The organism is Streptomyces sp. NPDC058697, assembly GCF_042715345.1.
Taxonomy (GTDB): domain Bacteria; phylum Actinomycetota; class Actinomycetes; order Streptomycetales; family Streptomycetaceae; genus Streptomyces; species Streptomyces liliifuscus.
In genome coordinates this window covers 18,689-41,854 of record NZ_JBHXSU010000022.1, presented here as the reverse complement: position 1 = coordinate 41,854, position 23,166 = coordinate 18,689, and the positions used below count along the sequence as shown (strand labels likewise).

The following is a 23,166-nucleotide window of genomic DNA, read 5'->3' as shown; positions in this document are numbered from 1 at the left end:
GCGGGCACGAATCCTGCCCGGTCCGATCACGAACTCCCATATAGTGACCGCCAGTTGAGCACCAGGTGTCGCATCCCGCCCAGGACACGACCGAGGACACGATTGATGACCGCGCCCACCCCGCAAGCGCGCCCCACCCCAGATCGGCCGTCTCCGGCGCACCTCGGCGGGGAACGGCCTCGCCTGCGTGCCGTCGTGCTCGCCCCGCTCCTGGCCGCCGTACCCGCGGCGCTCGCCGTCGGCGCCGCCGTCGCCCTGGCCCCCGCGTCGGTGCGCGTGCCCCTCGCCTGGGGCGGCAGCGCGGCCGTCGTCCTGCTCTGCGGGGCCGTCGCCCTGGCGAGCCGCGCCATGGCGACGTCGCGATTACTCGTCCGCCGCCTCGAAGCGGTGTCCCAGGAGGCCGGCCGGCTGCTCCAGGAGCACGCCCGCCTCACCGAGGAGTCGGCCCGTGAACACGCGCGTCTGACGGACGACCACACCCGGGAACGCGCCCGCCTCGCCGAGCAGAACACCCACCAGAAGGTCCGCCTGGCCGCCGAACTCGACCGGGAGCGCGTCCGCCTCGGCAACGAGCACGCGCGCGTGGCCGACGAACTGCGGCAGGCGAGGACCGAACGCGCCGCCGCCATCTCCGCGGCCGCCAACACCGCGGGCCGACTGCAGGCCCTGGCCACGAGCATGCTGGCCGACCTGCGCGCCATGGAGGAACGGCACGCCGACGAGGACGTCCTCACCGACCTCCTCCACCTCGACCACCGCACCGCCCAGGCGGGCCGTCTCGCCGACTCCGTCGCCGTCCTCGCGGGCGCGCGCTCCGGCCGCCGCTGGGCACGGCCCATCGTCATGGAGTCGATCCTGCGCGGCGCGATGGGCCGTATCAGCGGCTACCAGCGCGTACGTGTGCACTCGTCGAGCGAGGCCGCCGTGGCCGGGCACGCCGCCGAGGGCGTGATGCACGCACTCGCCGAGATCCTCGACAACGCCGCGAACTTCTCTCCTCCGACGGCCGAAGTGCACGTCTACGTAGAGGAGGTTCCGGCCGGAGTCATCGTCTCCGTGGAGGACAGCGGGCTGGTGATGGGCGAGGTGCAACTGCGCCGCGCCGAACGCGCGGTCTCCGGCGAGGAGGCGGAACTCGGCGGCCTCAGCGGCACCCGGCTCGGCCTCGCGGTCGTCGGCCGCCTCTCCCGTAAGTACGGCCTGAGGGTCTCCTTCCGCCCCTCCGCGCGCGGCGGCACGGGCGTCCTGGTGCTCATCCCCCAGGACATCCTCGCGAGCCCGGCCTCGACCGCGACACAGACGCCTACGCCGACACCCACGCAGACGCCGACACCGACACCGACGTCCACGCAGGCTCCGACCTCGACGCCTGCATCGGCTTGGGTTTCGACGCCGACGTCCGCTTCGGCTTCGGCCACTACGTCCGCTTCGGCGACGACGTCGGCTTCTATGCCGACTTCGACGACCGGCTCGGCTCCGGAGGCCGCTCCGACGCCGACTTGGGCATCCACCGCGACTCCGACGCCGACACCGACACCGGCCTCGGCAACTGGCGCTGCCCCGGTGTCGGCTTGGGCCTCGTTCTCTGCCTCGTCCTCGTCCTCGACGCCTGCCCCGACGTCGACTTCGGACCCGGCTTCGGCGTCGACTGCGACTGCGGCCGCTGCATCGGCTCCGGGCCACGTACCGGCCGCACCCCAGGTACCGACCGCGAACCCGGCCCCGGCATCGGCCTCGGCACCCGGCCCCGCCGTGGCCTGGGTCCCGATTCCGGCCGCCCACGAGGTCTCTGAGACCCATGGAACCCACGGAACCCATGGCGCACATGGAACCCATGGGCGCCATGCCGCGCACGCCCCCCACGCCGCCCACGCCGCCCCTCACGGCCACGAGCCCGAGGCGTCCGACCCGGCGTCGCAGTCCTGGCCGCAGCCCCAGCCCTGGCCCCGCCCCCAGCAGTCGTACGCGGCCGCGCACGCCCTGTCCGACCTGGACCCGGAGCCCGTGCCGGCCCACGGCTCCCCGCTCCAGCCCGTGGTCGCCGACCCCCTCGTCAGCCTCCCCAAGCGCCACCGGGGCCGCACCCTCGCCGAGGCGGAGGCCGAAGTGGAGGCCCAGCGCTCCCGCAACAGACCCCCCGCCGCGCTCAACAGCCATGACGACTCCGACGACTTCAACGACCTCAACGGCTCAGACGGTGCCGACCGCTCCGGCACCCCCTACCCCTACTCCCCGGAGGCCCCCGGCTCCGCACCCGACGACGTGATCACCCGCGCCGCCCGCTTCAGCAGTTTCCGCCAGGCCGTCCGAGGGACGTCGGCGGAGGAGCCCGTACAAGCCCGTACGAGCCCTGCCACCTCCCACCCTGAAAGCGACCCCACTTCATGACCGGCCCCACCGGCCCCATCGGCAGCACGGCCACGGCCGCCGTCGCCGCATTCGCCTCCCCCACCGCCTACTCCTCCGCCTCCACCGAGGAGAAGCTGACCTGGCTCATGCAGGGCATGCTGGCGCGCACCCCCGGCGCCCGGCACGCGCTCGTGCTCTCCCGGGACGGCCTGAAGCTGTGCCGTACGCCGGAACTCTCCGTCGACCAGGCGGACCAGCTCGCCGCGATCGCCGCCGGTATCCAGTCGCTGTCCCACGGGGCGTCCATGGAGTTCGGGGACGGCACCGGAGGCGTACGGTCGGCGATGGCCGAGTTCTACGGCGGGGTCCTGTTCATCGTGGAGGCGGGCGAGGGCGCGCACCTGGCCCTGGTCACGGCCGAGGAGGCGGACCCCGGGCTCGTCGGGCACAACATGGCCGAGCTCGTGGAGCAGCTCGGCGAACACCTGAGTTCACAGCCCCGTACGTCACTGAGCGCGCAGCCACGTACGTCATGAGCCGCCCGGGCAGGGACGACGCGCCCGACCGGCTCTACACCGTCACGCAAGGGCGCAGCCGGTCCATGCCCGGAACCCCGTTCGACCTGGTGACCCTGGTCGTGGCCGAGTGCGACGCGGTCCCCGGCATGCAGTCGGAGCACGCGGCGATCCTGCGCCTCGCCGAACGGCCCACCGCCGTCGCGGAGGTCGCCGCGGAGCTTCGGCTGCCGGTCAGCATCACGAAGATCCTGCTCTCCGACCTCCTCGCCGAGGGCCGCGTCAGCGCCCGCCACCCGCGCAGGGCCGAAATCGCCGGCCGCCCCGATCCCGACATCCTGGAGCAGGTGCTCGTTGGACTCCGCAACCTCTGAACCGGCCGCCGCCGCCCGGACACCCGACACGGGTACGTCCGGGGACGGCACGACGTCCGACGCCCGTACGCCCAAGGACCGTACGCCCGACCCGCGTACGCCCGAGGACCGTGCGCCCGAGGTTCGTACGCCCCTGCAGGCGTCCGCCGACAACGGGCTGAAGATCGTGGTCGTCGGCGGTTTCGGCGTCGGCAAGACGACGATGATCCACTCGGTGAGCGAGATCCGCCCCCTCAGCACCGAGGAGACGATCACGCGGGCCGGCGAGGCGGTCGACGACGTCAGCGCGGTGCCCGGCAAGTCCCGGACGACCGTCGCGTTCGACTTCGGCCGCATCACGCTCAGCGCCCGCACCGTGCTCTACCTCTTCGGCGCGCCCGGCCAGGAACGCTTCTGGTACCTCTGGGACCGGCTCTTCACCGGCGCGCTCGGCGCGGTCGTCCTCGTCGACACCCGGCGCATCGACGACTCCTGGTACGCCATCGACCGGCTCGAACGCCTCGGTACGCCGTTCATCGTGGCCCGCAACGACTTCGGCGGCCCCGCCCACCCGCTCGAACAGGTCCGCGACGCCCTCGACCTCGCCCCGCACATCCCGCTCGTCGACTGCGACGCGCGCTCCCGCGAGTCCGGCAAACGCGTCCTGATCACGCTGGTCGAACACATCAAGAGCCTGTACCTCGCCGAGGACCCGCAGGTCATCGAGAGGGTACGGGCCGCAAGGAGTCCGTACGCGGCCGAGGGCGCCGCCCCCAGTGCGCCGCAGGACCAAGTCTCCGCACCCCCGCAGGAGTTGGCCAGGTGAACCCCGCCGACCCCGCCCCCGTACGTCTCAACGGGCCCCGGTTCCTCGCCGAACCCGCCGAGCTGTACCGGGAGTTGAGGCGCGAGCACGGTGCCGTGGCGTCGGTGCTGCTCGACGGGGACATCCCGGCCTGGCTCGTGCTCGGATACCGTGAGCTGCACCAAGTCACCGGGGATCCCGTGCTGTTCAGCCGCGACTCCGGCCTCTGGAACCAGTGGGACCGGGTCCCCGACGACTGGCCGCTGCTGCCGCTGATCGGCCGCGGACAGCCGTCCATCCTCTACACCGTCGGCGAACGCCATCGCGAGCGGGCCGCGATGGTCAGCGACGCCCTCGAAGCCGTCGACGCCTTCGAACTGCGTACCCTCGCCGAGCGGTTCGCCGACGAACTCATCGACGCGGTGTGCGCCAAGGGCGCGACGGACCTGGTCGCGGACTACGCGGCCCTGCTCCCCGTACGCGTCCTGGCCACGCTCTACGGCTTCGCCGACGAACAGGGCCCCGGGCTCGTCGCCGCCCTGAACGACATGGTCGACGGTCACGAGGACGCCATCGCCGGGCAGTTGCACGTGGCCGCCGCGATGGCCCACCTGGTGGCGGACCGGGCGGCGCGGCCCGCGGACGACGTGGTCAGCCGGATGCTCGCGCGGGCACACGGAGGACACGGGGGACATGCGGGAGGGGGCTCGGGCGGCGGCTTCACGCACGAGGAGATCACCCAGGACCTGATGGTCATGATGGCCGCGGGGCACCAGCCGACCGCCGACTGGATCGGCAACTCGCTGCGGCTGATGCTCACGGACGAGCGGTTCGCGGCCTCGCTCTTTGGCGGGCGGCGCAGTGTCGCCGAGGCCATGAACGAGGTGCTGTGGGAGGACACGCCCACGCAGAACGTGGCCGGGCGCTGGGCCGCCCGCGACACACGGCTCGCGGGGCGGTCCGTGCGCGCCGGTGACCTCCTGCTGCTCGGCCTCCAGGCCGCCAACCACGACCCGCAGGTCCGCACCCACAGTTCCGCCCTGACCGGCGGCAACAGCGCACACTTCTCCTTCGGCCACGGCGAACACCGCTGCCCGTTCCCGGCCCAGGAAATAGCGGAGGTCATCGCCCGCACAGCCATAGAGGTAGTCCTGGACCGCCTCCCGGACATCGACCTGACCGTCCCCGCCAACTCGTTGACGCGCCGGCCCTCGCCGTGGCTGCGAGGCCTGACGAACCTCCCTGTGCGCTTCACCCCTGCGCCGCCTCTCGGAGGCCTGCCCGTGTGACGCCCACCCGTATGACGTCCGCTTCCGCCACGAACGGGCTCGGCTCGCTCACGCTGCGGCCACGTACACGCCCAGGATCAGCAGAAGCCCGGCCGTCGCCACCCCCAGACCCGACATCAGGGTCGACCACCAGGCGAAGTGCAGCTGCGACGCGAAGAGGACGGAGCTGAGAAAGCCGAGCAGCGTCGCGCCCAGCATCGCCAGTACGCCCGCGCCCTGGCTCAGACCCGTCTCGTCACCTGCCGTGAAAGCGACCACCGTGAGGAAGGTGGCTCCCATGCTGAGACCGAGACCAATGAGCAGGTCGTAGTACCAGGGGAAGTCGGCTCTCACGGCCATGAGCCAGACGCATCCGGCAAGGAGCACCGCGTATGCGAGAAGTACGACGCAGCCCAACGCGCCGTCGATGTCGACACCGTCAGCGATCCGGTACTCGGCCATGACGCCGACAAGGAGGAGAACGACCGCGGCCCCGCTGCCCCAGAGGAGGGAGGCCCCTGTGCCGACGCCGCCGGCGCCGAGGAGCAGGGCGAAGGTGCCGAGACCCGTGATCAGCCCGGCGCCTGTCATCTCGAACCACTCCGTGAGTCCCGAGGCGTAGCCCCGCGCGGGAAGGGGGCGGGGAACGGGCCGTCGCGGTGAGGCGGCCCTCGGGCCGGGCTCAGGCGCCGGCTCCTCATGGTCCTCCTCACGGTCGTCGCGGCCCGCATGGCCCGCACGGCCCGCATGGTCGGCCGAGGGAGGCGACGGGGTCGCCTCCGAGCGGAACTCGTGGCTGGACCACTCCTGTTGCTGCGCACGCCGTGTGTCCACCCGGCCAAGCCGCCCCCGTACCTCGGCGGCGGTGGCGGGACGGTCCTCGGGCCGCTTCTCCAGCAGATCCATGACGAGGGCGTTCAGATCGTCCGGGATGTCCCGACGGTGGGCTCGCGGATCCAACGGCAGCGCGTACCGGTGCTGTTGCAGCACATCACCGTCCGTGAACGGTGGGCGGCCCGTCAGCATCGCGTACAGCAGGCACCCGAGCGAGTACAGGTCCGAACGACCGCTCACCGGTTCGCCCCGACTCTGCTCCGGGGACATGTAGGGCCCGGTCCCCACGACCCAGCCGGCAGGAGTGATCCGGGTGTGCCCTTCCTCGTCCTCCTGAAAGCAGGCGATCCCGAAGTCGAGAAGTACCGCCTTGTCGTCGCTGGTGATCTGGACGTTGGCGGGCTTGAGGTCGCGGTGCACCAGCCCGTGCGCGTGGGCGGCCTCAAGTGCCCGGCAGATCTGGCCGCCCCACCGGATCGCCGTCTTCACGGGCAGTTGACGGTTGCCCGGCAGGGCCATGCGGCCGCGCAGGGACGTACCGTCGAGTGCCTCCATGACGAGGAACATGACGTGCTGTCCGCCGCTCTCCCCCCAGCCGCAGTCGTACGCCCGCACCACGTTCTCGTGCTCCAGACGAGCGGTCACCTGCCACTCCCGCAGGAACCTCCGCTGCATCTCCGCGTTGCCCATGTGCTCGACCCGCAGCAGCTTGACCGCGACGGCCCTCCCCATCAGCCGGTCCTCGGCCCGCCAGACGTCACCCATGCCACCGTCGCCGAGATGCTCCAGTAATGCGTACCGTCCGTCACCCAGAACGTCCATGGCCTCCCCTTTGCCCGGCTCTCCGAGTGTGGCGCGGAGGACGGAATTCCACGAGAGGGCTCCCAGCGGGGAAAGTCATGCGGACGCAGTGCGGACGCCGTGCGAACACCGTGCCGCCGCGGTCGCCCCCCGCTGTCTCTTCGCCGTCTCATCGGCCGGACGACGTTTCACCCACGTTTCCGGAAACGGATACGCTCCCGTCGTGGCTGATATCCAGATCCCCGCTGACCTCAAGCCCGCCGACGGCCGTTTCGGCGCGGGCCCCTCCAAGGTGCGTACGGAGTCGCTCACCGCGCTCGCCGCGACCGGCACGTCCCTGATGGGCACGTCCCACCGCCAGGCCCCGGTGAAGAACCTCGTGGGGAAGGTCCGCGAGGGTGTGCGCGACCTCTTCCAGCTCCCCGAGGGCTACGAGGTCGTCCTCGGCAACGGCGGCTCCACCGCGTTCTGGGACGTCGCGACGCACGGCCTGATCGAGAACAAGTCGCAGCACCTCACCTTCGGTGAGTTCAGCTCGAAGTTCGCGAAGGCCGCCAAGCTCGCCCCCTGGCTCGCCGACCCGGACGTCATCACCTCCGAGCCGGGCACGCACCCGGAGCCGGTCGCCCAGTCGGGCGTGGACGTGTACGCGCTCACGCACAACGAGACCTCCACCGGCGTCGCGGCCCCGGTCAAGCGCGTCTCGGGCGCCGACGAGGGCTCCCTCGTCCTCGTGGACGCGACGAGCGGCGCGGGCGGCCTGCCGGTCGACATCGCCGAGACGGACGTCTACTACTTCGCCCCGCAGAAGTCCTTCGCCGCGGACGGCGGCCTGTGGATCGGGATCTTCTCCCCGGCCGCCATCGAGCGCGCCGAGCGCGTCCACGCGAGCGGACGCCACGTCCCGGAGTTCTTCAGCCTGCCCACGGCGATCGACAACTCCCGCAAGAACCAGACGTACAACACCCCGGCCCTCGCGACCCTCTTCCTGCTGAACGACCAGCTGGAGTGGATCAACGGCCAGGGCGGCCTCGACTGGTCGGTCCGCCGCACGGCGACCTCCTCGCGCACGCTCTACGGCTGGGCCGAGGACGTCAAGTACGCGAACCCGTTCGTCACCGACCCGGCCAAGCGCTCCCAGGTCATCGGCACGATCGACTTCACCGACGACGTGGACGCGGCCGCCGTCGCCAAGGTCCTGCGCGCCAACGGCATCGTCGACACCGAGCCCTACCGCAAGCTTGGCCGCAACCAGCTCCGTGTCGCCATGTTCCCCGCGATCGACCCGGCGGACATCGAGTCCCTCACGAAGTGCATCGACTACGTGATCGAGAAGCTGTAGCCGGTCAGGGTCCGCCGACTCTTTCGGCAAGGCCTGGTCCACCAGCCGCGAACGGCTGGTGGACCAGGCCTTTTTCGTATCCCCGGCAGGTTCCGACGCATCCGCCGAACACTGGGAGACACCTTTTCGCACTATGTGACACACCGTCACCATCGAGCCCCGGAAGAGCGGTTACGCGTTTCCTGTCACCCGGAGGTAGGCTGAGCCAGGCAGCCATCGGCGAGGTTACGAGTGCTGCCAACAAACAGCCGTCAACAGTCTGCTACGGTCAATCTGCCACCTGGCAGATTGACAGCGGCAATCGTTGGTATCACATCGCGGAGCAGGACCCCGGAGAGGCAGGAGCGCAGGGCCATGGCCACCCCGAAGGACCCGGCACTTGAACGGCGCAAGGTTCGCCTCGCGCTGCGCACGTTCCGAAAGAAGGCCGGCCTCAACCAACCGGACGTCGCCGACGCCTTGTCCTGGTCCCCATCGAAGGTCATCCGCATCGAGGGCGGGTCGGTCGGCGTCTCGGTGACCGACCTGCGTGCTCTGCTCGACCTCTACGGCATAAACGATGCGGCGATCCGCCAGGAGCTGGAGGACTCCACCCGAGGCAGCCGCAGGCCCCCCTGGTGGAGTCCGTACCGGGACGTCGTGGATCCACAGTTCGCGACCTATCTGGGGTTCGAGGGCACCGCGGACTCGTTGTTCGCCTACCACCCGACCTTCATTCCGGGACTGCTTCAGACAGAGGACTACACCCGCGCCCTCCAGGAGAAGCGGAACTCACCCGAGCGCCTCGAAGCCATCGTCGGCCTGCGCGGCGAACGCCAGGAACGACTGCTGCGCGGAGACGAGAAGCCGGAACTGAACTTCCTGGTGGACGAGGCCGCGCTGCGCCGCTGGGTCGGTGGACCGGCCGTGATGCGCACCCAACTCCAGTACCTGAAGTCCGCGGCGGAACTTCCCCATGTCGCCTTGGGCGTTGTGCCTTTCACCGTCGGCGACCATCCGGTGCTGCGCAGTGGATCGATCGCGCTGACCTTCACGGATGACGACGACGTGCTGTTCACGGAGACGGCGAGCGGCGCTTTCACCACACGGAACGACCAGTCGGTCGTCGACAACTACCTGACCGATTTCCAGAACTCCCGCGCCGGAGCCCTCTTCGGGGACCGGATGACCGCCTTCATCGACGAGATCATCACGCAATACCCGAACGGCCTCGTCGATACTTCGGCAGGCCTGCCGGACAGCCCGTCCTAGTAGGAAGCGACATCCCCACTGGCAACAGTCGGGCAGAGACCGGGAGAGACCCGTGACGGGGTTCTTCACATGGATACGGGACCAACGGGTACGGCTCAGCGAGCGATTCGCCGTGCCCGAGCAAGGACCGGCTCGACAGCCCGGCGACGCCCCGGACACGGATGACGCCGAAGTTCCCCCCTCCGTTCTCCCAGGACCGCCGCCGCTGACGGGCCGCCCTCCGACCTGGCGCGACCTGATACGTGACGTCCTGTACGTGGACACGGCACAGATCAACTTCCGCAGAACAAGCCTCTGGTTGGTGTTTCTACTACCGGTGGCAACCATCGTCGTGTGGGTGGTGGCGATGCTGCTTTCCGCCCTCACTCGAGCCGTCGACCCGAACGCGGCCCCCTCCATCCTTCAACTGGCATGGAGCATCGCCGGTTTGAGTGGTCTGACCGGCGGTTTCTGGGCATGGCTTCGAATACGAGCGCGGCGTCCGGAGCCACTCCCCAATCCGCCGCCCACCGATCCGGTCCCTATCGATCCGGCGGCCGGTACCGGTCAGCGGGAGCCCGGGCCACAAGGTTCGGGAACCGGCGAGCCGCAGCCGTAGTACCGCGGTCAAGAAGCAACCCCGCACCCCCCGCGGTGAGGGCGCCGACGGCTGCCCAGACCCAGGGACGAGCCTCGGCGGCGACGGTGAAGGACAGAAGTACCCCTGCCGTGGTCGCTGTGCCGCCGGCCAGTACACAGATGACGACCATGACGACAGCGAGCGGCAATAAGGGCCTCGGCCCGTCTGTTTCCGCATTCCGCATCGCATGCGGTGGTCCGGTGGAATCCCCCATCACGTCCCCAGCCAGTCTTCCTTGGCGCCTCTGGTGGTGCTCTGGATGCCGTGTCGCCGAGAGCCCCAATCGAACCACATGCACCTCCCGCCCCGTCGATCCCCTACACCGAAGGCCGAAAATCGCTCATCTCACCGTCCGGTCCGGAGATCGCCCGCATAAGTTGCGCAGGAAGTGACTCCAAGTCTCGGAGGAGAAAGCCACGTTGGGCTCAGTTGGGCGCTTGGAATCGCGCACTCGGACCCCTCCTCCCCCGAAGGCGACTTCGACACAACCATCCGGGTCGCAGGCGCTGCTTTTGCGCCAGATGAGCACGGGAAGGTCCCCATCGGCCACCCTCGACTCCCTCGCGCCACCAGACAGGTGACCGCACTCCCCGAGCCATGCATGTCCGAGATACCCCCGTATCTCCTGCCGTTGCCTCCTGGCGCACGCTATTGCATTGGCAGGAAGCCGCGCAGGGTGACGGCGGGAGCGGCCAGAGCACGTCACAACCGAGCCGTCGATCACTCAATCCTGATCCCATTTTGTCACTATTCAGGTTAGGGTCTCCAAACTCATCGGGCCTAGGCTGATTCCGGCCCAGGCGGATCAGGCCGCCGCCCCACGGGGACCTCGGTGAGCATCAGGACCATCGACTCCGCACGGGCGACGACGAACGCACGCTGAAAAGGATGCCCGGCGAACCACCGGGCACCCTTTTCTCATGCGGTACGTACGGCCGTGCGGTTCACGTCGCCGTGCAGCTCACCGCCGGTGCCCCGCCCCCGCCCGGTGCGCCCCCGAACCCGAAGCTCGCCGAACCGCCCACCGCGACCGTTCCGTTGTGGTCGGCGTTCGACGCGATCACCGTCGAACCGCTCTGCGTGTACGAGGCGTTCCACATGCTGGTGACCTTCTGGGCGCCGGGCCAAGTCCACGTGGTTTTCCAGGACTTGAGCGCGGTCGTGCCCGAATTGGTCACCTTCACCTCGGCGTTGAAGCCTCCGCCCCAGTCGCTGCTGACGGTGTAGACGGCGGTGCAGGCCGCCGTGCCCCCTCCCGGGTCACCCGGGTCGCCGGGACCGCCCGGGTCACCCCCGCCGCCCGGAAAGCCCGGCGCCTTCACGCTCGCCAGGTATCCGTCCTTCACCGTGTCCACGGTCGTCCAGTCGTCCTTGAGGATCCCGCCCGTGTCACCGGAGTTGGGGTTCCAGGACCAGAAGGTCCAGGAGATGCTGTCGGCGCCGTACGTGCTCGTGGGCCGGAGGTAACTCACCAGCGCGGCAAGCCACTTCTGGTCGATCGTCGACTGGAGCGTCGTACCGAACTCGCCCACCCACACCGGCGCGATGTTCTGCTTGAAGATGTAGCCCCAGTACTTGTCCCAGATGCCCGGCATGTTGGCAGGGAAAGTCGGGTCGCTGAACCAGCTCTGCTGGGCCACGCTCGTGGCGTAGTCGTGGGCCGAGTAGACGACCCGGTTCGGGACATCCAGCTGGACCGGGTACTGGGCCACACCCATCAGGTTGCCGCCCCACCAGCCCGACACGCCGTTGAACGTCTGCACTCCCTCCACGAATATCAGCAGCTCGGGGTTGACCGACAGGACCGCGTTTCCGGCGCGCTGGGCGGCCAGGCGCCAGTCCCTCGCCGTGTCGCCGCATCCCCAACAGGCCGGATCGTGCGGCTCGTTGTGGAGGTCTATGCCGATCACAGTGGGGTTGCCCCGGTAACGGGTCGCCAGCGCCCTGAGGTTGGCGATCCACGTCGACTCCGGGACCGCGGAGGTGTACCAGAGCGCCGACTGGCCCGCCGCGTCCGGACGATGCCGGTCCAGTACGACCTTGAGGCCGCCCTGACCCGCGTACGCCACGATCCTGTCCATGATCTGGAGGGAGCCGAGGCCCTGGAGATCGGCGTTCTTGCCGCCGGAGAAGTCGATGCTGTTGGGTACGGTGCCGCTCTTGAAGAGGTCGTCGCTGTACGGCAGCCGGATGGTGTTGTAGCCGAGCGACTTCATCTGGTCGATCATGCTCTTGTAGTCGCGCGCCCAGAGGCCGTGGGGCGTGTAGTTGGCGGTCTCGAAGCCGAACCAGTTGATGCCGGCGATCCGTACGGGCTGACCGGCCGCGTCCAGGATCTGCCGGCCGCTGGTGTGCCAATAACCGGCTCCGGGAGCGGCCGCCGCCCCGGCCGCCCGGTCCACTGCGGCCGCCGGGTCGGCGTGGGCGACCGTCTGCACACCGGCCAGCGGTAACAGGAGCGCCGCGGCGGCAGCACACAGCGCTCTTCGCAAGCTGCGGAACATGTCGCTGCTTCCTCTCGGGAGGCGCGGGCCCGGAACGGGTGGGAGCGCTCCCACCACACCACGCATCCCCATGGAAGGGATCCCGCGTGGACACGTCAAGAAGTCGTGCGGCATTCGGGACACTTGAGGTCCCGAACACCGCACGCCGCCCGCAGCCGCACAAGCGCGACCGACTACTACTGGCTACTACTGGCTACTACTGGCTGCTACTGACGACAACTGACTACTACTTGCTGAGCTTCTGGAACCTCCGTACCGCCAGCGGCACGAAGATCAGCGTGAGGATCAGCGGCCATACGCCCGCCATCAGCAGCGCGTGCTGCTCGACCCACGAGTCGCCGCTGCCCACCGGTGTGCCGAACAGTTCGCGGGTGGCCGCGGCCGTCGACGAGATCGGGTTCCAGGCCGCCACATGGCCGAGCCAGTCCGGCATCAGCTGCGGGGCGACGAAGATGCTGGAGATCATCGTCAGCGGGAACGCGACCGCGAACAGACCGCCCGCGGCCTCCGGGTTGGGCACGAGCAGCCCGAGCCACACCCCGAGCCAGATCAGCGCGAACCGCAGCCACAGCAGCAGCGCGAAGGCCCCCAGGAATCCGAAGCCGCCGTCGGGGCGCCAGCCCATGGCGACCGCGGTGAGCATCAGGATCGTCAACTCGGCGCAGGCGACGATGAGATCGGTGACCCCGCGCCCCGCGACGACGGCGGACGGCGCCATCGGCATGGAGCGGAACCGGTCGATGACGCCATTGGTGGAGTCGTACACGACGAGCGTCGCGGTGTTGATGAACCCGAAGGCCATCGTCATCACGAACATGCCCGGCATCAGGAAGTCCCGGTAGTCACCGCCGCCCGGCACCTGCATCGCGCTGCCGAAGACGTACCCGTACAGCAGCACGGACAGGATCGGGAAGCCCAACTGCCAGGCGATGTTGATCGGTTGGCGCTGGTAGTGGGTGAGCCCGCGCCGGACGACGTTCCAGCAGTCGGCCAACGCCCAGTACGCACGGCCGTGTTCGTCGACGGCCGACGTCCCGGCCGATGCCCCTGCCGGCCCCCCTGTCGGCCCCCCGGTCGGCGTCCCTGTCGCTTCGAGCGTGCCGCTCATGCCACGGCCTCCTTCGTGTCCTCGGCACCCCGAGTGCCCTTCACGCTCTTCACGTTCGGCTCGTCCTCGGTGACATCCGTACGGTGACCGGTCAGGCGCAGGAACACATCGTCGAGGCTCGGCCTGCGCAGGCCGATGTCCTCCACGCGGACGCCCTCGTCCTGGAGGGTGCGGGCCACCTCGGTGAGCGCCGCGACCCGGTCGGTCACGGGCGCGTGCACCCTCAACTCGGTCTCGTCCGACTCCGGTTCGCCGTCCGAGACACGGGCGACGACCTTCACCGCCCGCGCGATGTCGGCCCGCTCGGCGACGACGACCTCGATCCGGTCGCCGCCCACCGTGCTCTTCAGCCCGTCCGGGGTGTCGTCGGCGATGGAGCGCCCCTGGTCGATCACAGTGATGTGCGAGGCGAGCTTGTCCGCCTCCTCCAGATACTGCGTGGTCAGCAGCACGGTGGTGCCGCCGCTGACCAACGCCCGTACGGAGTCCCAGACTTCACCCCGGCCGCGCGGGTCGAGGCCGGTCGTCGGCTCGTCCAGGAACAGCACGCGCGGGGTGAGGATCATCGACGCGGCGAGGTCCAGGCGCCGCCGCATGCCGCCGCTGTACTTCCCGACCCCCTTGTCCGCCGCCTCGGTCAGGTCGAACTGCTCCAGCAGCTCGCCCGCCCGCAGCCGCGCCCGGCGCCCGCCCAGGTGGAACAGCCGCCCGAACATCTCCAGGTTCTGCCGGCCGGTGAGCACCTCGTCCACCGCCGCGTACTGGCCGGTGAGCCCGATCCGCGCCCGTACCTCCCGCGGCTGCCGTGCGACATCCAGGCCCGCCACCCGGGCGCTTCCCCCGTCCAACTTCACCAGCGTGGAGAGGATGCGGACGGCGGTCGTCTTGCCCGCGCCGTTCGGCCCGAGCAGGCCGTGCACCGTGCCCTCCCGCACGGCCAGGTCGAAGCTGTCGAGCGCCCGCTTCTCCCCGTACCTCTTCTCGAGCCCCTCGGCCCTCACCGCGTAACCGCTCACAGCACTCCCCCATCCATTGAAGCCCGTTCCTGAAGCCCGTTCCTGAAGCCCGTTCCTGAAGCCCGTTCCTGGAATCCGATCCTGGAACCCGTTCCCTAAACTGAGTACGCCGTACCCCATTGAGAGTACACCGTACCCAGTTTTGGTCCAAGGGATTATTCTGAGGTCCATGACAAGCGGCTCGGGCGGCACGGAGACCAGCGGGAGCGGAGACATCGTCCGCACCCTCCACCTGCTGTGGGACACCGGCCCCCGCCGCAGCCGCGGGCCCAAGCCGGGCCTCACGCTCGACCGGATCGTGGAAGCGGCGGTCCGGATCGCGGACACGGAAGGGCTGGAGGCCGTCTCGATGCGCAAGCTCTCCACGGAGCTCGGCACCGGCACGATGTCCCTCTACCGGTACGTCCCCGGCAAGGGCGAGCTGCTCGACCTGATGCTGGACCGCGTCCAGAGCACGGGCGACGACACGGCCGTCTTCGGCGACAACTGGCGCTCCGCCCTGGAGGTGCTCGGCCGCGAAAGCCTCGCCCTCTACCAGCGCCACCCCTGGCTGCTGCAGGTCAACCAGTCCCGCCCGGTCCTCGGCCCCAGCGCCATCGACGGCATGGAGAAGGTGATCTCCCGCATCAAGCCCATGGGCCTGAGCGACCCGGAGCTGGTCTCGGTGGTCATCATGATCGACGCGTACGTCATCGGGGCCGCCCGCTCCCAGCTGTACACGCAGGAGGCGGAGCGCAGGACGGGTCTGACGGACGCGGAGTTCTGGGCCGCCCAGGCCCCGATCCTGGAGGAGGTCATGACCGGCGGCCGCTACCCCGTGATGGCCTCACTCGCCGAGGACGCCTTCGGCTCCGACTTCGACCACTTCGACTTCGGCCTCCAGCGGATCCTGGACGGCTTGGAGACACTGGTGGAGCGCAGAGGCGCCCGCTAGGGGGCGCCCTTCAGGGGCGCGGGGAACTGCGCGACCAGCCACGGCGAACCCGCAGGCATCAACGGCGCTTCGCACCAGGCAGGCACTCAGTCGCGCCGCAGCAACCGCTTGAGGCCATAGATGACGGCCAGGGCAACCACCAACGCAACCGCCCCCATCTTGATGTCGGCGTTCATCCCGTCACCACCCCCACCCTCATCGGCCGAACTGCCTTCCCCGGAAGGCGACTTCCCGTCTCCGCCACCCCCGCCCGGCACGTTCCCCGGCTCCACCGAGCTGCCCGAGCCCTCACTCCCGTACAACAGCGTGGATCCGTCGGGGGTGTACGCCATCGACTCGCCCTGCCCCTGGAGCGGCACGCTCAGCCGCCCCTCCTTCTTCACTTTCCCGCCGTTCCAGTCGTACGCGATACCGCCGAAGTAGCCGCGTACGGCGAGCTGCTTGCCGTCGGGGGAGAAGGCGCCGTCGGTGACCCAGAGGTCGATGGCGCCGATGCGCTCGAAGGTGTTGGTGCCGGAGGGGGTGAGCTTGGCGGGTCCCTCGTACAGCCCGCCCCCGTCCTCGTTCTTCGAGACGATGTAGACGCGCCCGGTCTTCGGGTGGACCATCAGCGCCTCGGCGTCGCGCGCCCCGTCGGCGTACTTCACGTCGTACTGGGTGGCGCGGACGGTCTGGTTCTTGAGCTGCTTCGGCTCGGGCAGTTCGTAGATCCAGACGTGGTCCCAGGTGCCGCCGAGGTTGTCGCCGATGTCGCCGACGTAGAGGTGGCCGTTCGGGCCCATGGAGATGGCCTCGACGTCCCGGGGCCGGCCGACGCCCGTCATGGTGACGGTGGCGACGGTCTCGCCGGTCTTGCTGTCGACGGCGTAGAGGAAGGCCCCGTCGTCGCTGTCGTTGTGGGTCCAGTAGACACCGGGGTGGGCGCGGGAGGCGACGAGCCCGCTGGACTCGGTGATCCGGGGGTCCTCGATCGTGAACCCGTCCGCCCCCTCCGAACCGGCGCTGTCGGCGGCAACGGCGGGCGCGACGAGCACCCCGGCGAGGAGGGCCCCGAAAAGGAACGCAAGCGAGCGACGCATGCCCCAAGCCTGCCATCCCGGCCGCCGGTTCAGCGGGCGTGTCCAGCCTCACACCCTGCCCGTTCCGCGGATCGTCCATGATGAGCGGATGCTCAGGTTCATGCCCGTCGGCGATTCCATGACCATCGGAAGCGCCGGCGAACACACTTGGCGTTACCGGATGTGGCAGCACCTGCGCGCGACGTACGGCGGCCCCTTCAAGATCGTCGGCCCTCGCGAGACGCTCTACGACAAGGCCACGGAGACCGCCGACTCGTACGAGTACGCCGACCAGGACTTCCCCCGCGCCCATCTGGCGGGGTGGGGCGAGGGCTGGCACCACCTGACCCCGCTGATCGCGGACGCGGTCCGCAGGTCACGCGCGGACGTCCTGCTCGTCTCCCTCGGCCTGATCGACCTGGGCTTCTACACGAACGCGGCCCAGACGGCGGAGAACGCCCGCACCTTCATCGCCGAGGCCCGCTCGGCGAACCCCCGCGTGGCGATGGTCATCCTCCCGGTGATCCCGAACACGAGGGCGGAGACGGACGCGCCCTTCGCCCGCGAGGTCGCCCTCTTCAACGAGCTCCTCGCGAAGACGGTCGCGGACCTGGACGAGCCCGGGTCCCCCCTCCTCCTGGCCTCGGTCCCGCCCTCGTACGACATCACCCACGACACGTACGACGGCACCCACCCCAACGCCTCCGGCGAACACAAACTGGCGGCCGCCTTCGCCGAGGCGATGCATCAGGCGTGGGACGTGGGCGGTCCGTACGAGGCCGAAACCGCCTGACCGAATCACGGCGTGCCCTGGTCACCGTGCGTATCGTTGTACCGCGCGGCTGCACTCGTCCGAGGAGCGGCCGGGGAGGAGCGCCACGATGACCGTCCTTGAAGACAGGATCGAGATGGCCAACGAGAGCAAGGGCCTCACGCTCGACATGCTGTTCGAGCACCTGGAGCGGATGCCCGTCCCCGAGGGATACAAGGTTGAGATCGTCGAGGGGGCCATCTTCATGTCGCCGCAGCGGGACACTCACTGGGAGATCATCGCGGACCTCTACGAGCAGCTCCGGACCAAGTATCCCCGGAAGCGCGTGAAGTCCGACGTCCGTGTCGACTACCCGGGCTATCTCAATGGCTTCGCAAGCGATGTGACGGTGATGGCCGAGGACGCTTCCAAGGCCGAGAACGGGTACTGGCTCTGCAAGGACGTCCAGTTCGTCGCCGAGGTCATCTCAAGGGGGACGGCCCAGAACGACTACGGCCCCAAAAAGGACGCCTACGCCGCCGCCGAGGTCCCCGTCTACCTGATCGCCGACCCGTACCAGGGCAAGTGCCACCTCTACACACAGCCCAAGGACGGGGAGTACGTCATCGAAACCTCCGTCGGCTTCGGCGCGGACGTCGACATGACGGGCACGGTTCTCGGCCTCACCCTCAAGACGGACGAGTTCCCCCGGGACTGACGCCCCGCCTCGCCCTCGACCCTCTTGACCTCAACCAAACTTGAGCTCCTACGGTCGGTTCATGACCACACCCCAGCAGCTCACCCCGTACCCCCGCCGGCAGCTCGCCGCCCAGCCCATCGGCTACTGGACGGGCGCCGCCCACCGTGAGGTGGTGGGCCGGATCCGCAGGGAGCTGGCGACGGAGTCGCTCACCCAGCCCCACTGGTGGATCCTCAACCACATCGCCGCGTCCCCGGCCCACTGGACCCGCGCCGAACTCGCCGCCAAACTCACCCGCTACGACGACCAGGGCATCGACTTCACCGAGGTCTTCGACGACCTGGCGAGCCGCGGCTGGCTGACGGAGGACGCCGCAGGCACCGCCACCCTCACCCTCACCCTCACCGAGGCGGGAGAAGCAGGCCGCCTCCGAGCCAAGGAACGCAACCTCCGAGCCCACGAGCAGACACACGCCGGGATCACGGAGGAGGAGTACGTGGCCACGCTCGATGTCCTTCGCCGGGTGATAGCGAACCTGGGCGGGGACAGCGACCTGCCGGAATGATCGGCCGGAACAGCTTCGCCGGTGCGTCAGGAGCTGTTGCCGTCGTCGGTGAACCCGAACCGGCGGCTGAGACTGTCCATGTCCCAGTCGGCAGGTTCGCGGGGTTCGTCCGTCCAGGAGAGGGTGCCGGGGAAATCGGCGTCCTCGTGTGTCGCCTCCCACTCTTCCTCGCCCGGCAGCATCGCGATCCACGGCGGGGCGGAGTCCAGAGCGTCCGCCACGAATGCCAGCAGGGCCGAGAACGACACCCCGAGCGGACCGCCGTCCCGGACGTACCCCTGCACGGGGTCGTAGCTCCCGATGTGTCCCGTCCTCGTGTCGACCGTCATCTCCAACGGGCCGAGGCTGCCGATGGGCGCGTACACGGGCTCGTCGCTCTTGAGGACGTGCCACTCGGTGTAGGAGCGCGCGATCTCGTCGACGCCGTACAGAACGAAGCCGGGCGGGACGACCGTGACGAGCCCCGAGCCGTTGTGCCGGAGCAGCGACTGTTCGATGTCCGGCGGAAGGCGGATGCCGGCCTGATCCGACAGTCTCGCGATGTCGTCCCGCCCGGCCGGCTCCGGCAGTTCGTCCTCGGGCGCATACCGCGCCAGCCACCGCTCGACCTTCTCCCACGACTCGTCGACCGTCACGAGACCGCCCCCCTTCAGTCGCGCGTCGCCGCCTCGCTCTCAGCATGCCCTCGACCTCGGCCCCCGGTGCGCGAACTCACGGGCCCGGTGCGGCCGCCGGACGCGCTACGCACCGGCGGCACACTCCTGTACGCGCGTCCGCCACTGCTCCGAGAGCGGCTGGAGTTGGAGTGTCGCCTCGAAGGCGGCGGCCGTGCGGCAGCGGAGGCAGTGGGTTTCGTCGTTGCGGGGGCGGAAGACGTGTTCGGTGCCGGGGCCTGGGCAGGTCACCAGGCCCCGCCGGGCCGGGACCTCGATCCGCTCGGGCGGTGGGGTGGGAGTCACCTGACGCCTCGCCGCCGGAAGCTTCTGGATCAGCCGGTGACGCAGAAACCCGACCGCCGAGCGGATGCCGTCCACCGGAAGACCGGTCGTCAGGGCACGGCGGAGATCCGGCGCCGAGACGCCCCGCCGCAGCCACTCCGCCGCCGCGTCGGCGAGGCTACGGGCCTCGCGTACGCCGAGGAGCAGGTGAGGGTGCGCGTGCCGGAGGGACAGCAACACGCCTTCTGCCTCGACGAGTTCGGCGGGGGCGGACCCGAGTGCTTCCTCGGTTCCGGGTTCGGGTTCGGGTTCGGGGCCGGCTCCGGGTCCGGGCTCGGGTCCGTCGCTGACAGCCGCTGCATCGGTTCCGGGGGCCCGGCCTTGGGGTGGTGGGTGGGGAAGGTTCTTCTCTCCCGAGTCTTCTGTCTGGGGAGAGTCACCGACCGTCCGCTCCCCCGGCCCGCCGACCGTCGGAGGACGCTCACTCGGTTCGGCCGCATCCGCCTCCCCCTCTCGGGCCCGGGACGCCTCGTCACGCGTGAGGGTGACATTCGTGAGGAGCTGTTCCGTGATCCAGCGGCCCCGCGCGCCCTGCTCGCGCCACTCGTGCAAGTAACCGCAGTCGGCGAGGAGTTGCTTGGCCTTCTGGTAGGCCCGGCCCTTGAGGCCCAGCCTGGCCGCGTGTTCGCTGAGCGGCTTGGGGGCGGTGGCCTCGGACTCGGGGAGACCCTGTACGTACAGCAGCAGTACCTTCGCGTCACTGTTGAGCCGCGAGTGCCGTACGACGTCGTGCGAGGCCTTCGTGTAGCGCCGAACCGGCGCGATAGCATGCCGAAGCATTTCTGGTGGAGTTCCCGTCCACTGGTGGTGAAGGTCCTCGGGCGGTGTTGGTAGCACCTCCGGGGACCGCTCCGTGCACGAGTGAGCACAGAGTGTGATGTCGCGGTCACGCTACAGCACCGATCAAGCGGCCCACCACTTCATGCAGCAACCCCGCCTCCACGAACGGCACTTCGTCCGTCGGCTCCGACCGCCACTCCAACGGCCAGGTCAGCCCACCCAACGCGGGCACCCCCACGTACGCCCATCCCTGCGCGTCCCGGCCCAGGGCGCGCACCCCGGCAGGCCAGCGGTAGCCCGTGGCAGTTTGCGGGGGCAACAGGAAGTACATGTACCGGTGCCCCGTCGCCTCCCGGACGATCGGGCCCGCCTGGAAGTCCGTGAACTGCATGAGTTCGTACGCCACTTGCTCTGCGAGTACGCCCGCGATGCGTACGGCGTCGAAGTGGATTCCGGCGTGACGGAGGCCGTGTCCGGAGGCGGGGATCCAGGCGTGGACGGTGCCGGGGTAAGTTTTCGGGTTCATGGAGCAAATGCTTACGGGCCGTCACATACTGTGACCAGGGTTACGCAAGGTCCGTGCACCTCTGTGCACTTGGGGAGGTCGTTGTGCACTCCAGTGAACGCGGGTCGGAGTCCTTCGGTGTGCTGTTGCGGTTCCACCGCGAACGGGCCGGGATGACGCAGGAAGGGCTCGGCGGTCACGTCGGGTATTCCAAGTCGCAGGTAGCCATGGTGGAGCGTGGCGAGCGACCGCCCAAGGGCAAGCTGGTCGAGACCGCGGACCAGGTCCTGGGTGCACAAGGTGCACTACTGGTGTTGGCGGAGAAGGAGTTCAGGGACAGCGGACTCCGGCCATGGACCGAGGACTACTTGGCGGAGGAGAGGAAGGCCTCCGCGCTGCACGTGTACCAGACCCATCTGATCCCGGGATCGCTCCAGACCGAGGCGTACGCCCGAGCTGTCTACACCTGCAACCGCTACCCGACTCTGGACGACGACGAGATCGAGAAGCGGGTGACAGCACGACTGGAGCGCCAGCAACTCTTCGAGCGCAAGCCTTCGCCGAGTGTCAGCTACGTACTCGAACAGAGCACGCTCACACGGCCGTTGGGAGGCCCGACGACGCTCAAGGAGCAACTGCACCACGTGCTCGCCATCGGCCGACTCCGCCATGTCGAGGTCCAGGTCATGCCGCACGGTCGGCATACACATGCCGGACTGAACGGCCCCATGATCCTGTTGGAGACAACGGAGCGTCACCAGCTCGCCTACCTCGAAGGACACCGGGGCGGCTACTTCGTGAGCGAACAACCCGACCTGGGAGACCTGTTAGGCAAATATGGCATTCTGCGGGCACAGGCCCTCACTCCCGAGGAGTCCGCGAAGCTGATCGAAGAGGTGGCGCGGGAGCTATGAGCACAGACCTCCACTGGTTCAAGAGCAGCTACAGCGGCAGCGAGGGCGAATGTGTCGAGCTAGCCCTGCAGTGGACCAAGAGCAGCTACAGCAGCGGCCAGGGCGGCGAATGCGTAGAGATAGCCATAGCCCAGACCTCCCCCGCCCTCGCCGTCCCCACCACCATCCACATCCGCGACTCCAAAACCCCCACCGCTCCCACCCTCAAGGTCACCCCCACCGCCTGGTCCGCCTTCCTCCCGCACGCCACCGAGCACGGCGGACTCAACCTTGACTCGTGATGACCCGGTCGCCCAGACCTTCGCCCCGCCCGACGCCGCGAGCAGGCAGCGCAAGCGGGCATCGTTCTTGAACTGGCTGGCGGAGGGCGGTCTACCCGATCTCACTGGCCCCGTGGAGAACCCCCCGCCCAAGCGAACTCACCCCTCCGACGCCACGCTGGGTGCCTCCCGATGCGGAGGCGAGGCCGATGCCCCCGGCCCCGGCCCCGTGTCGCCGTGATTCTCCGGAGACGCCCGCACCGTAGCGGAGCGATCCGACAATCGCTCCGGGTCACCGTTCGCCGCGGAAGCTCCGGTACTCGCCGTTCATCAGGTCCCAGAAGGACCGGTAGCGGACCGCGCCGGGCAGCCAATGTGCGAGGTACCAGGCCTCCCACTCACCGTCGGGTGTGACCACGCGGGGATTGAGGAGGTAGACGTCGGTGGCGTCCGGCGTGTGACTGATCTTCAGGAGGTGCGGCAGGTACTCGGGACGGATCCAGGCCGGGTCCTGGGCATCGCCGTAGACGAAGTACTCCTCGTCGCCGATCCGATGGCCGCCAGCGTCGTATCCGTATCCGTCGGTCCAGCCGGCGACGAACTCGGGATCCAGGTCCTGCGCCCATCCCACCTCATGGACCTGCAGGATCTGGTCGATGCCAGTGGTTGTGCTGAGCCAGCCGTTGCTCGTCAGCAGGAACTGCCGGTAGCTCGTCGGTAGCGTGGCGCCCAGGCGGTCCTCAAGCGCGTCGACCTCCTCGCCGGTGGCCCCGCCCGAACCCAGCCAGCGGGCCTTGCGAACCTCAGCGGGGAACGGCTCGGCTCGCTCCTGCTCATGCAGCACGGGGTCGAGCCACTCGTCACTCCAGCGTTGCAGCAGATCCCGCCACGCAAAGGAGGGCCCATCACTGTGGCCTCGTATGTTGCCCACGGCGA

24 protein-coding genes are annotated in these 23,166 nt (G+C 69.3%); 14 read left to right on the top strand and 10 right to left on the bottom strand.

Annotated elements, in window-relative coordinates; translation table 11 throughout:
- The first annotated feature begins 105 nt into the window (after window positions 1-105).
- The 5 genes from ACFWXQ_RS36200 (at window position 106) to ACFWXQ_RS36180 (ending at window position 5,311) form a co-directional block, all read left to right on the top strand.
- Complete coding sequence (locus tag ACFWXQ_RS36200) at window positions 106-2,388, top strand: sensor histidine kinase (RefSeq protein WP_383937477.1); 2,283 nt, start codon at window positions 106-108, stop codon at window positions 2,386-2,388.
- A gap of 107 nt (window positions 2,389-2,495) precedes the next feature.
- Complete coding sequence (locus ACFWXQ_RS36195; protein ID WP_234048755.1) at window positions 2,496-2,885, top strand: roadblock/LC7 domain-containing protein; 390 nt, start codon at window positions 2,496-2,498, stop codon at window positions 2,883-2,885.
- Window positions 2,882-3,238: a DUF742 domain-containing protein gene (locus tag ACFWXQ_RS36190; RefSeq protein WP_383937475.1), complete on the top strand. Its 357-nt coding sequence runs from the start codon at window positions 2,882-2,884 to the stop codon at window positions 3,236-3,238. Before ACFWXQ_RS36195 ends, ACFWXQ_RS36190 begins: the two co-directional genes overlap by 4 nt.
- A gap of 133 nt (window positions 3,239-3,371) precedes the next feature.
- Entirely contained in the window at window positions 3,372-4,043 is a 672-nt protein-coding gene (locus ACFWXQ_RS36185; RefSeq protein ID WP_383937534.1) for an ATP/GTP-binding protein, read from the top strand.
- Window positions 4,040-5,311, top strand: coding sequence for a cytochrome P450 (locus ACFWXQ_RS36180; RefSeq protein WP_383937473.1), 1,272 nt, complete (start codon window positions 4,040-4,042; stop codon window positions 5,309-5,311). The genes ACFWXQ_RS36185 and ACFWXQ_RS36180 overlap by 4 nt, the downstream gene beginning before the upstream one ends.
- Window positions 5,312-5,359: 48 nt before the next feature.
- On the opposite strand, the gene ACFWXQ_RS36175 is transcribed toward ACFWXQ_RS36180, so the two are convergent.
- Window positions 5,360-6,946 carry a protein kinase gene (locus tag ACFWXQ_RS36175; RefSeq protein WP_383937471.1) on the bottom strand — a complete coding sequence of 529 codons (1,587 nt, stop codon included), beginning with the start codon at window positions 6,944-6,946 and terminating at the stop codon, window positions 5,360-5,362.
- Between the two features lie 202 nt (window positions 6,947-7,148).
- On the opposite strand from ACFWXQ_RS36175, the gene serC reads away from it, so the two are divergent.
- The 3 genes from serC to ACFWXQ_RS36160 all read left to right on the top strand — a co-directional run bounded on the left by serC (window position 7,149) and on the right by ACFWXQ_RS36160 (window position 10,116).
- Window positions 7,149-8,267, top strand: coding sequence for a phosphoserine transaminase (gene serC / locus ACFWXQ_RS36170; protein WP_383937469.1), 1,119 nt, complete (start codon window positions 7,149-7,151; stop codon window positions 8,265-8,267).
- A gap of 354 nt (window positions 8,268-8,621) precedes the next feature.
- Complete coding sequence (locus ACFWXQ_RS36165; RefSeq protein WP_383937467.1) at window positions 8,622-9,518, top strand: helix-turn-helix domain-containing protein; 897 nt, start codon at window positions 8,622-8,624, stop codon at window positions 9,516-9,518.
- 256 nt (window positions 9,519-9,774) lie between these two features.
- Complete coding sequence (locus tag ACFWXQ_RS36160) at window positions 9,775-10,116, top strand: hypothetical protein (protein WP_383937465.1); 342 nt, start codon at window positions 9,775-9,777, stop codon at window positions 10,114-10,116.
- 361 nt (window positions 10,117-10,477) lie between these two features.
- Here the strand turns inward: ACFWXQ_RS36160 and ACFWXQ_RS36155 are convergent, their stop codons facing one another.
- The 4 genes from ACFWXQ_RS36155 to ACFWXQ_RS36140 form a co-directional block, all read right to left on the bottom strand.
- Window positions 10,478-10,666, bottom strand: a complete 189-nt coding sequence (locus ACFWXQ_RS36155) for a DUF397 domain-containing protein (protein WP_383937532.1) — start codon at window positions 10,664-10,666, stop codon at window positions 10,478-10,480.
- Window positions 10,667-11,081: 415 nt separating this feature from the next.
- A complete protein-coding gene (locus tag ACFWXQ_RS36150; RefSeq protein WP_383937463.1) occupies window positions 11,082-12,641 on the bottom strand; it encodes a cellulase family glycosylhydrolase in 1,560 nt (519 codons plus the stop codon).
- A 226-nt stretch (window positions 12,642-12,867) separates the two neighbouring features.
- Complete coding sequence (locus tag ACFWXQ_RS36145) at window positions 12,868-13,749, bottom strand: ABC transporter permease (protein WP_383937461.1); 882 nt, start codon at window positions 13,747-13,749, stop codon at window positions 12,868-12,870.
- The gene (locus ACFWXQ_RS36140) at window positions 13,746-14,765 is read right to left on the bottom strand and encodes an ATP-binding cassette domain-containing protein (protein ID WP_383937459.1); all 1,020 of its coding nucleotides are present in this window, start codon (window positions 14,763-14,765) and stop codon (window positions 13,746-13,748) included. The genes ACFWXQ_RS36145 and ACFWXQ_RS36140 overlap by 4 nt, the downstream gene beginning before the upstream one ends.
- A 169-nt stretch (window positions 14,766-14,934) precedes the next feature.
- Between ACFWXQ_RS36140 and ACFWXQ_RS36135 the strand changes: the two genes are divergently transcribed.
- Window positions 14,935-15,699, top strand: a complete 765-nt coding sequence (locus ACFWXQ_RS36135) for a TetR/AcrR family transcriptional regulator (RefSeq protein WP_383937457.1) — start codon at window positions 14,935-14,937, stop codon at window positions 15,697-15,699.
- Between the two features lie 86 nt (window positions 15,700-15,785).
- Here the strand turns inward: ACFWXQ_RS36135 and ACFWXQ_RS36130 are convergent, their stop codons facing one another.
- Window positions 15,786-16,778: a WD40 repeat domain-containing protein gene (locus ACFWXQ_RS36130; protein WP_383937455.1), complete on the bottom strand. Its 993-nt coding sequence runs from the start codon at window positions 16,776-16,778 to the stop codon at window positions 15,786-15,788.
- A gap of 88 nt (window positions 16,779-16,866) precedes the next feature.
- Between ACFWXQ_RS36130 and ACFWXQ_RS36125 the strand changes: the two genes are divergently transcribed.
- The 3 genes from ACFWXQ_RS36125 to ACFWXQ_RS36115 all read left to right on the top strand — a co-directional run bounded on the left by ACFWXQ_RS36125 (window position 16,867) and on the right by ACFWXQ_RS36115 (window position 18,773).
- A complete protein-coding gene (locus ACFWXQ_RS36125) occupies window positions 16,867-17,550 on the top strand; it encodes an SGNH/GDSL hydrolase family protein (RefSeq protein WP_383937454.1) in 684 nt (227 codons plus the stop codon).
- Between the two features lie 88 nt (window positions 17,551-17,638).
- On the top strand, window positions 17,639-18,226 hold the full coding sequence (locus ACFWXQ_RS36120) for a Uma2 family endonuclease (protein WP_383937452.1): 588 nt from the start codon (window positions 17,639-17,641) through the stop codon (window positions 18,224-18,226).
- A gap of 61 nt (window positions 18,227-18,287) precedes the next feature.
- Window positions 18,288-18,773 (top strand): MarR family transcriptional regulator, encoded by a 486-nt coding sequence (locus ACFWXQ_RS36115; protein WP_383937450.1) that lies wholly within the window; start codon window positions 18,288-18,290, stop codon window positions 18,771-18,773.
- A 26-nt stretch (window positions 18,774-18,799) separates the two neighbouring features.
- On the opposite strand, the gene ACFWXQ_RS36110 is transcribed toward ACFWXQ_RS36115, so the two are convergent.
- The 3 genes from ACFWXQ_RS36110 to ACFWXQ_RS36100 form a co-directional block, all read right to left on the bottom strand.
- The gene (locus ACFWXQ_RS36110; protein WP_383937448.1) at window positions 18,800-19,408 is read right to left on the bottom strand and encodes a hypothetical protein; all 609 of its coding nucleotides are present in this window, start codon (window positions 19,406-19,408) and stop codon (window positions 18,800-18,802) included.
- A 105-nt stretch (window positions 19,409-19,513) separates the two neighbouring features.
- Complete coding sequence (locus ACFWXQ_RS36105; RefSeq protein ID WP_383937447.1) at window positions 19,514-20,551, bottom strand: hypothetical protein; 1,038 nt, start codon at window positions 20,549-20,551, stop codon at window positions 19,514-19,516.
- Window positions 20,552-20,657: 106 nt separating this feature from the next.
- Complete coding sequence (locus ACFWXQ_RS36100) at window positions 20,658-21,077, bottom strand: hypothetical protein (protein WP_383937445.1); 420 nt, start codon at window positions 21,075-21,077, stop codon at window positions 20,658-20,660.
- A gap of 83 nt (window positions 21,078-21,160) precedes the next feature.
- Here ACFWXQ_RS36100 and ACFWXQ_RS36095 point away from each other — a divergent pair, with 83 nt between their 5' ends.
- Both ACFWXQ_RS36095 and ACFWXQ_RS36090 read left to right on the top strand, forming a co-directional pair.
- On the top strand, window positions 21,161-21,970 hold the full coding sequence (locus ACFWXQ_RS36095) for a Scr1 family TA system antitoxin-like transcriptional regulator (protein WP_383937444.1): 810 nt from the start codon (window positions 21,161-21,163) through the stop codon (window positions 21,968-21,970).
- Window positions 21,967-22,251 (top strand): DUF397 domain-containing protein, encoded by a 285-nt coding sequence (locus tag ACFWXQ_RS36090; protein WP_383937442.1) that lies wholly within the window; start codon window positions 21,967-21,969, stop codon window positions 22,249-22,251. Before ACFWXQ_RS36095 ends, ACFWXQ_RS36090 begins: the two co-directional genes overlap by 4 nt.
- Window positions 22,252-22,522: 271 nt before the next feature.
- On the opposite strand, the gene ACFWXQ_RS36085 is transcribed toward ACFWXQ_RS36090, so the two are convergent.
- Entirely contained in the window at window positions 22,523-23,161 is a 639-nt protein-coding gene (locus ACFWXQ_RS36085; RefSeq protein WP_383937440.1) for an SMI1/KNR4 family protein, read from the bottom strand.
- Window positions 23,162-23,166: the final 5 nt, after the last annotated feature.

What these genes read in the sequence shown, in the direction of transcription:
- ACFWXQ_RS36200 (WP_383937477.1), top strand. Translation starts at nt 106, where the DNA reads ATGACCGCGCCCACCCCGCAAGCGCGCCCCACCCCAGATCGGCCGTCT.
- ACFWXQ_RS36195 (WP_234048755.1), top strand. Translation starts at nt 2,496, where the DNA reads ATGCAGGGCATGCTGGCGCGCACCCCCGGCGCCCGGCACGCGCTCGTG.
- ACFWXQ_RS36190 (WP_383937475.1), top strand. Translation starts at nt 2,882, where the DNA reads ATGAGCCGCCCGGGCAGGGACGACGCGCCCGACCGGCTCTACACCGTC.
- ACFWXQ_RS36175 (WP_383937471.1), bottom strand. Translation starts at nt 6,946, where the DNA reads ATGGACGTTCTGGGTGACGGACGGTACGCATTACTGGAGCATCTCGGC.
- ACFWXQ_RS36165 (WP_383937467.1), top strand. Translation starts at nt 8,622, where the DNA reads ATGGCCACCCCGAAGGACCCGGCACTTGAACGGCGCAAGGTTCGCCTC.
- ACFWXQ_RS36150 (WP_383937463.1), bottom strand. Translation starts at nt 12,641, where the DNA reads ATGTTCCGCAGCTTGCGAAGAGCGCTGTGTGCTGCCGCCGCGGCGCTC.
- ACFWXQ_RS36145 (WP_383937461.1), bottom strand. Translation starts at nt 13,749, where the DNA reads ATGAGCGGCACGCTCGAAGCGACAGGGACGCCGACCGGGGGGCCGACA.
- ACFWXQ_RS36135 (WP_383937457.1), top strand. Translation starts at nt 14,935, where the DNA reads ATGACAAGCGGCTCGGGCGGCACGGAGACCAGCGGGAGCGGAGACATC.
- ACFWXQ_RS36130 (WP_383937455.1), bottom strand. Translation starts at nt 16,778, where the DNA reads ATGCGTCGCTCGCTTGCGTTCCTTTTCGGGGCCCTCCTCGCCGGGGTG.
- ACFWXQ_RS36125 (WP_383937454.1), top strand. Translation starts at nt 16,867, where the DNA reads ATGCTCAGGTTCATGCCCGTCGGCGATTCCATGACCATCGGAAGCGCC.
- ACFWXQ_RS36120 (WP_383937452.1), top strand. Translation starts at nt 17,639, where the DNA reads ATGACCGTCCTTGAAGACAGGATCGAGATGGCCAACGAGAGCAAGGGC.
- ACFWXQ_RS36115 (WP_383937450.1), top strand. Translation starts at nt 18,288, where the DNA reads ATGACCACACCCCAGCAGCTCACCCCGTACCCCCGCCGGCAGCTCGCC.
- ACFWXQ_RS36105 (WP_383937447.1), bottom strand. Translation starts at nt 20,551, where the DNA reads ATGCTTCGGCATGCTATCGCGCCGGTTCGGCGCTACACGAAGGCCTCG.
- ACFWXQ_RS36100 (WP_383937445.1), bottom strand. Translation starts at nt 21,077, where the DNA reads ATGAACCCGAAAACTTACCCCGGCACCGTCCACGCCTGGATCCCCGCC.
- ACFWXQ_RS36090 (WP_383937442.1), top strand. Translation starts at nt 21,967, where the DNA reads ATGAGCACAGACCTCCACTGGTTCAAGAGCAGCTACAGCGGCAGCGAG.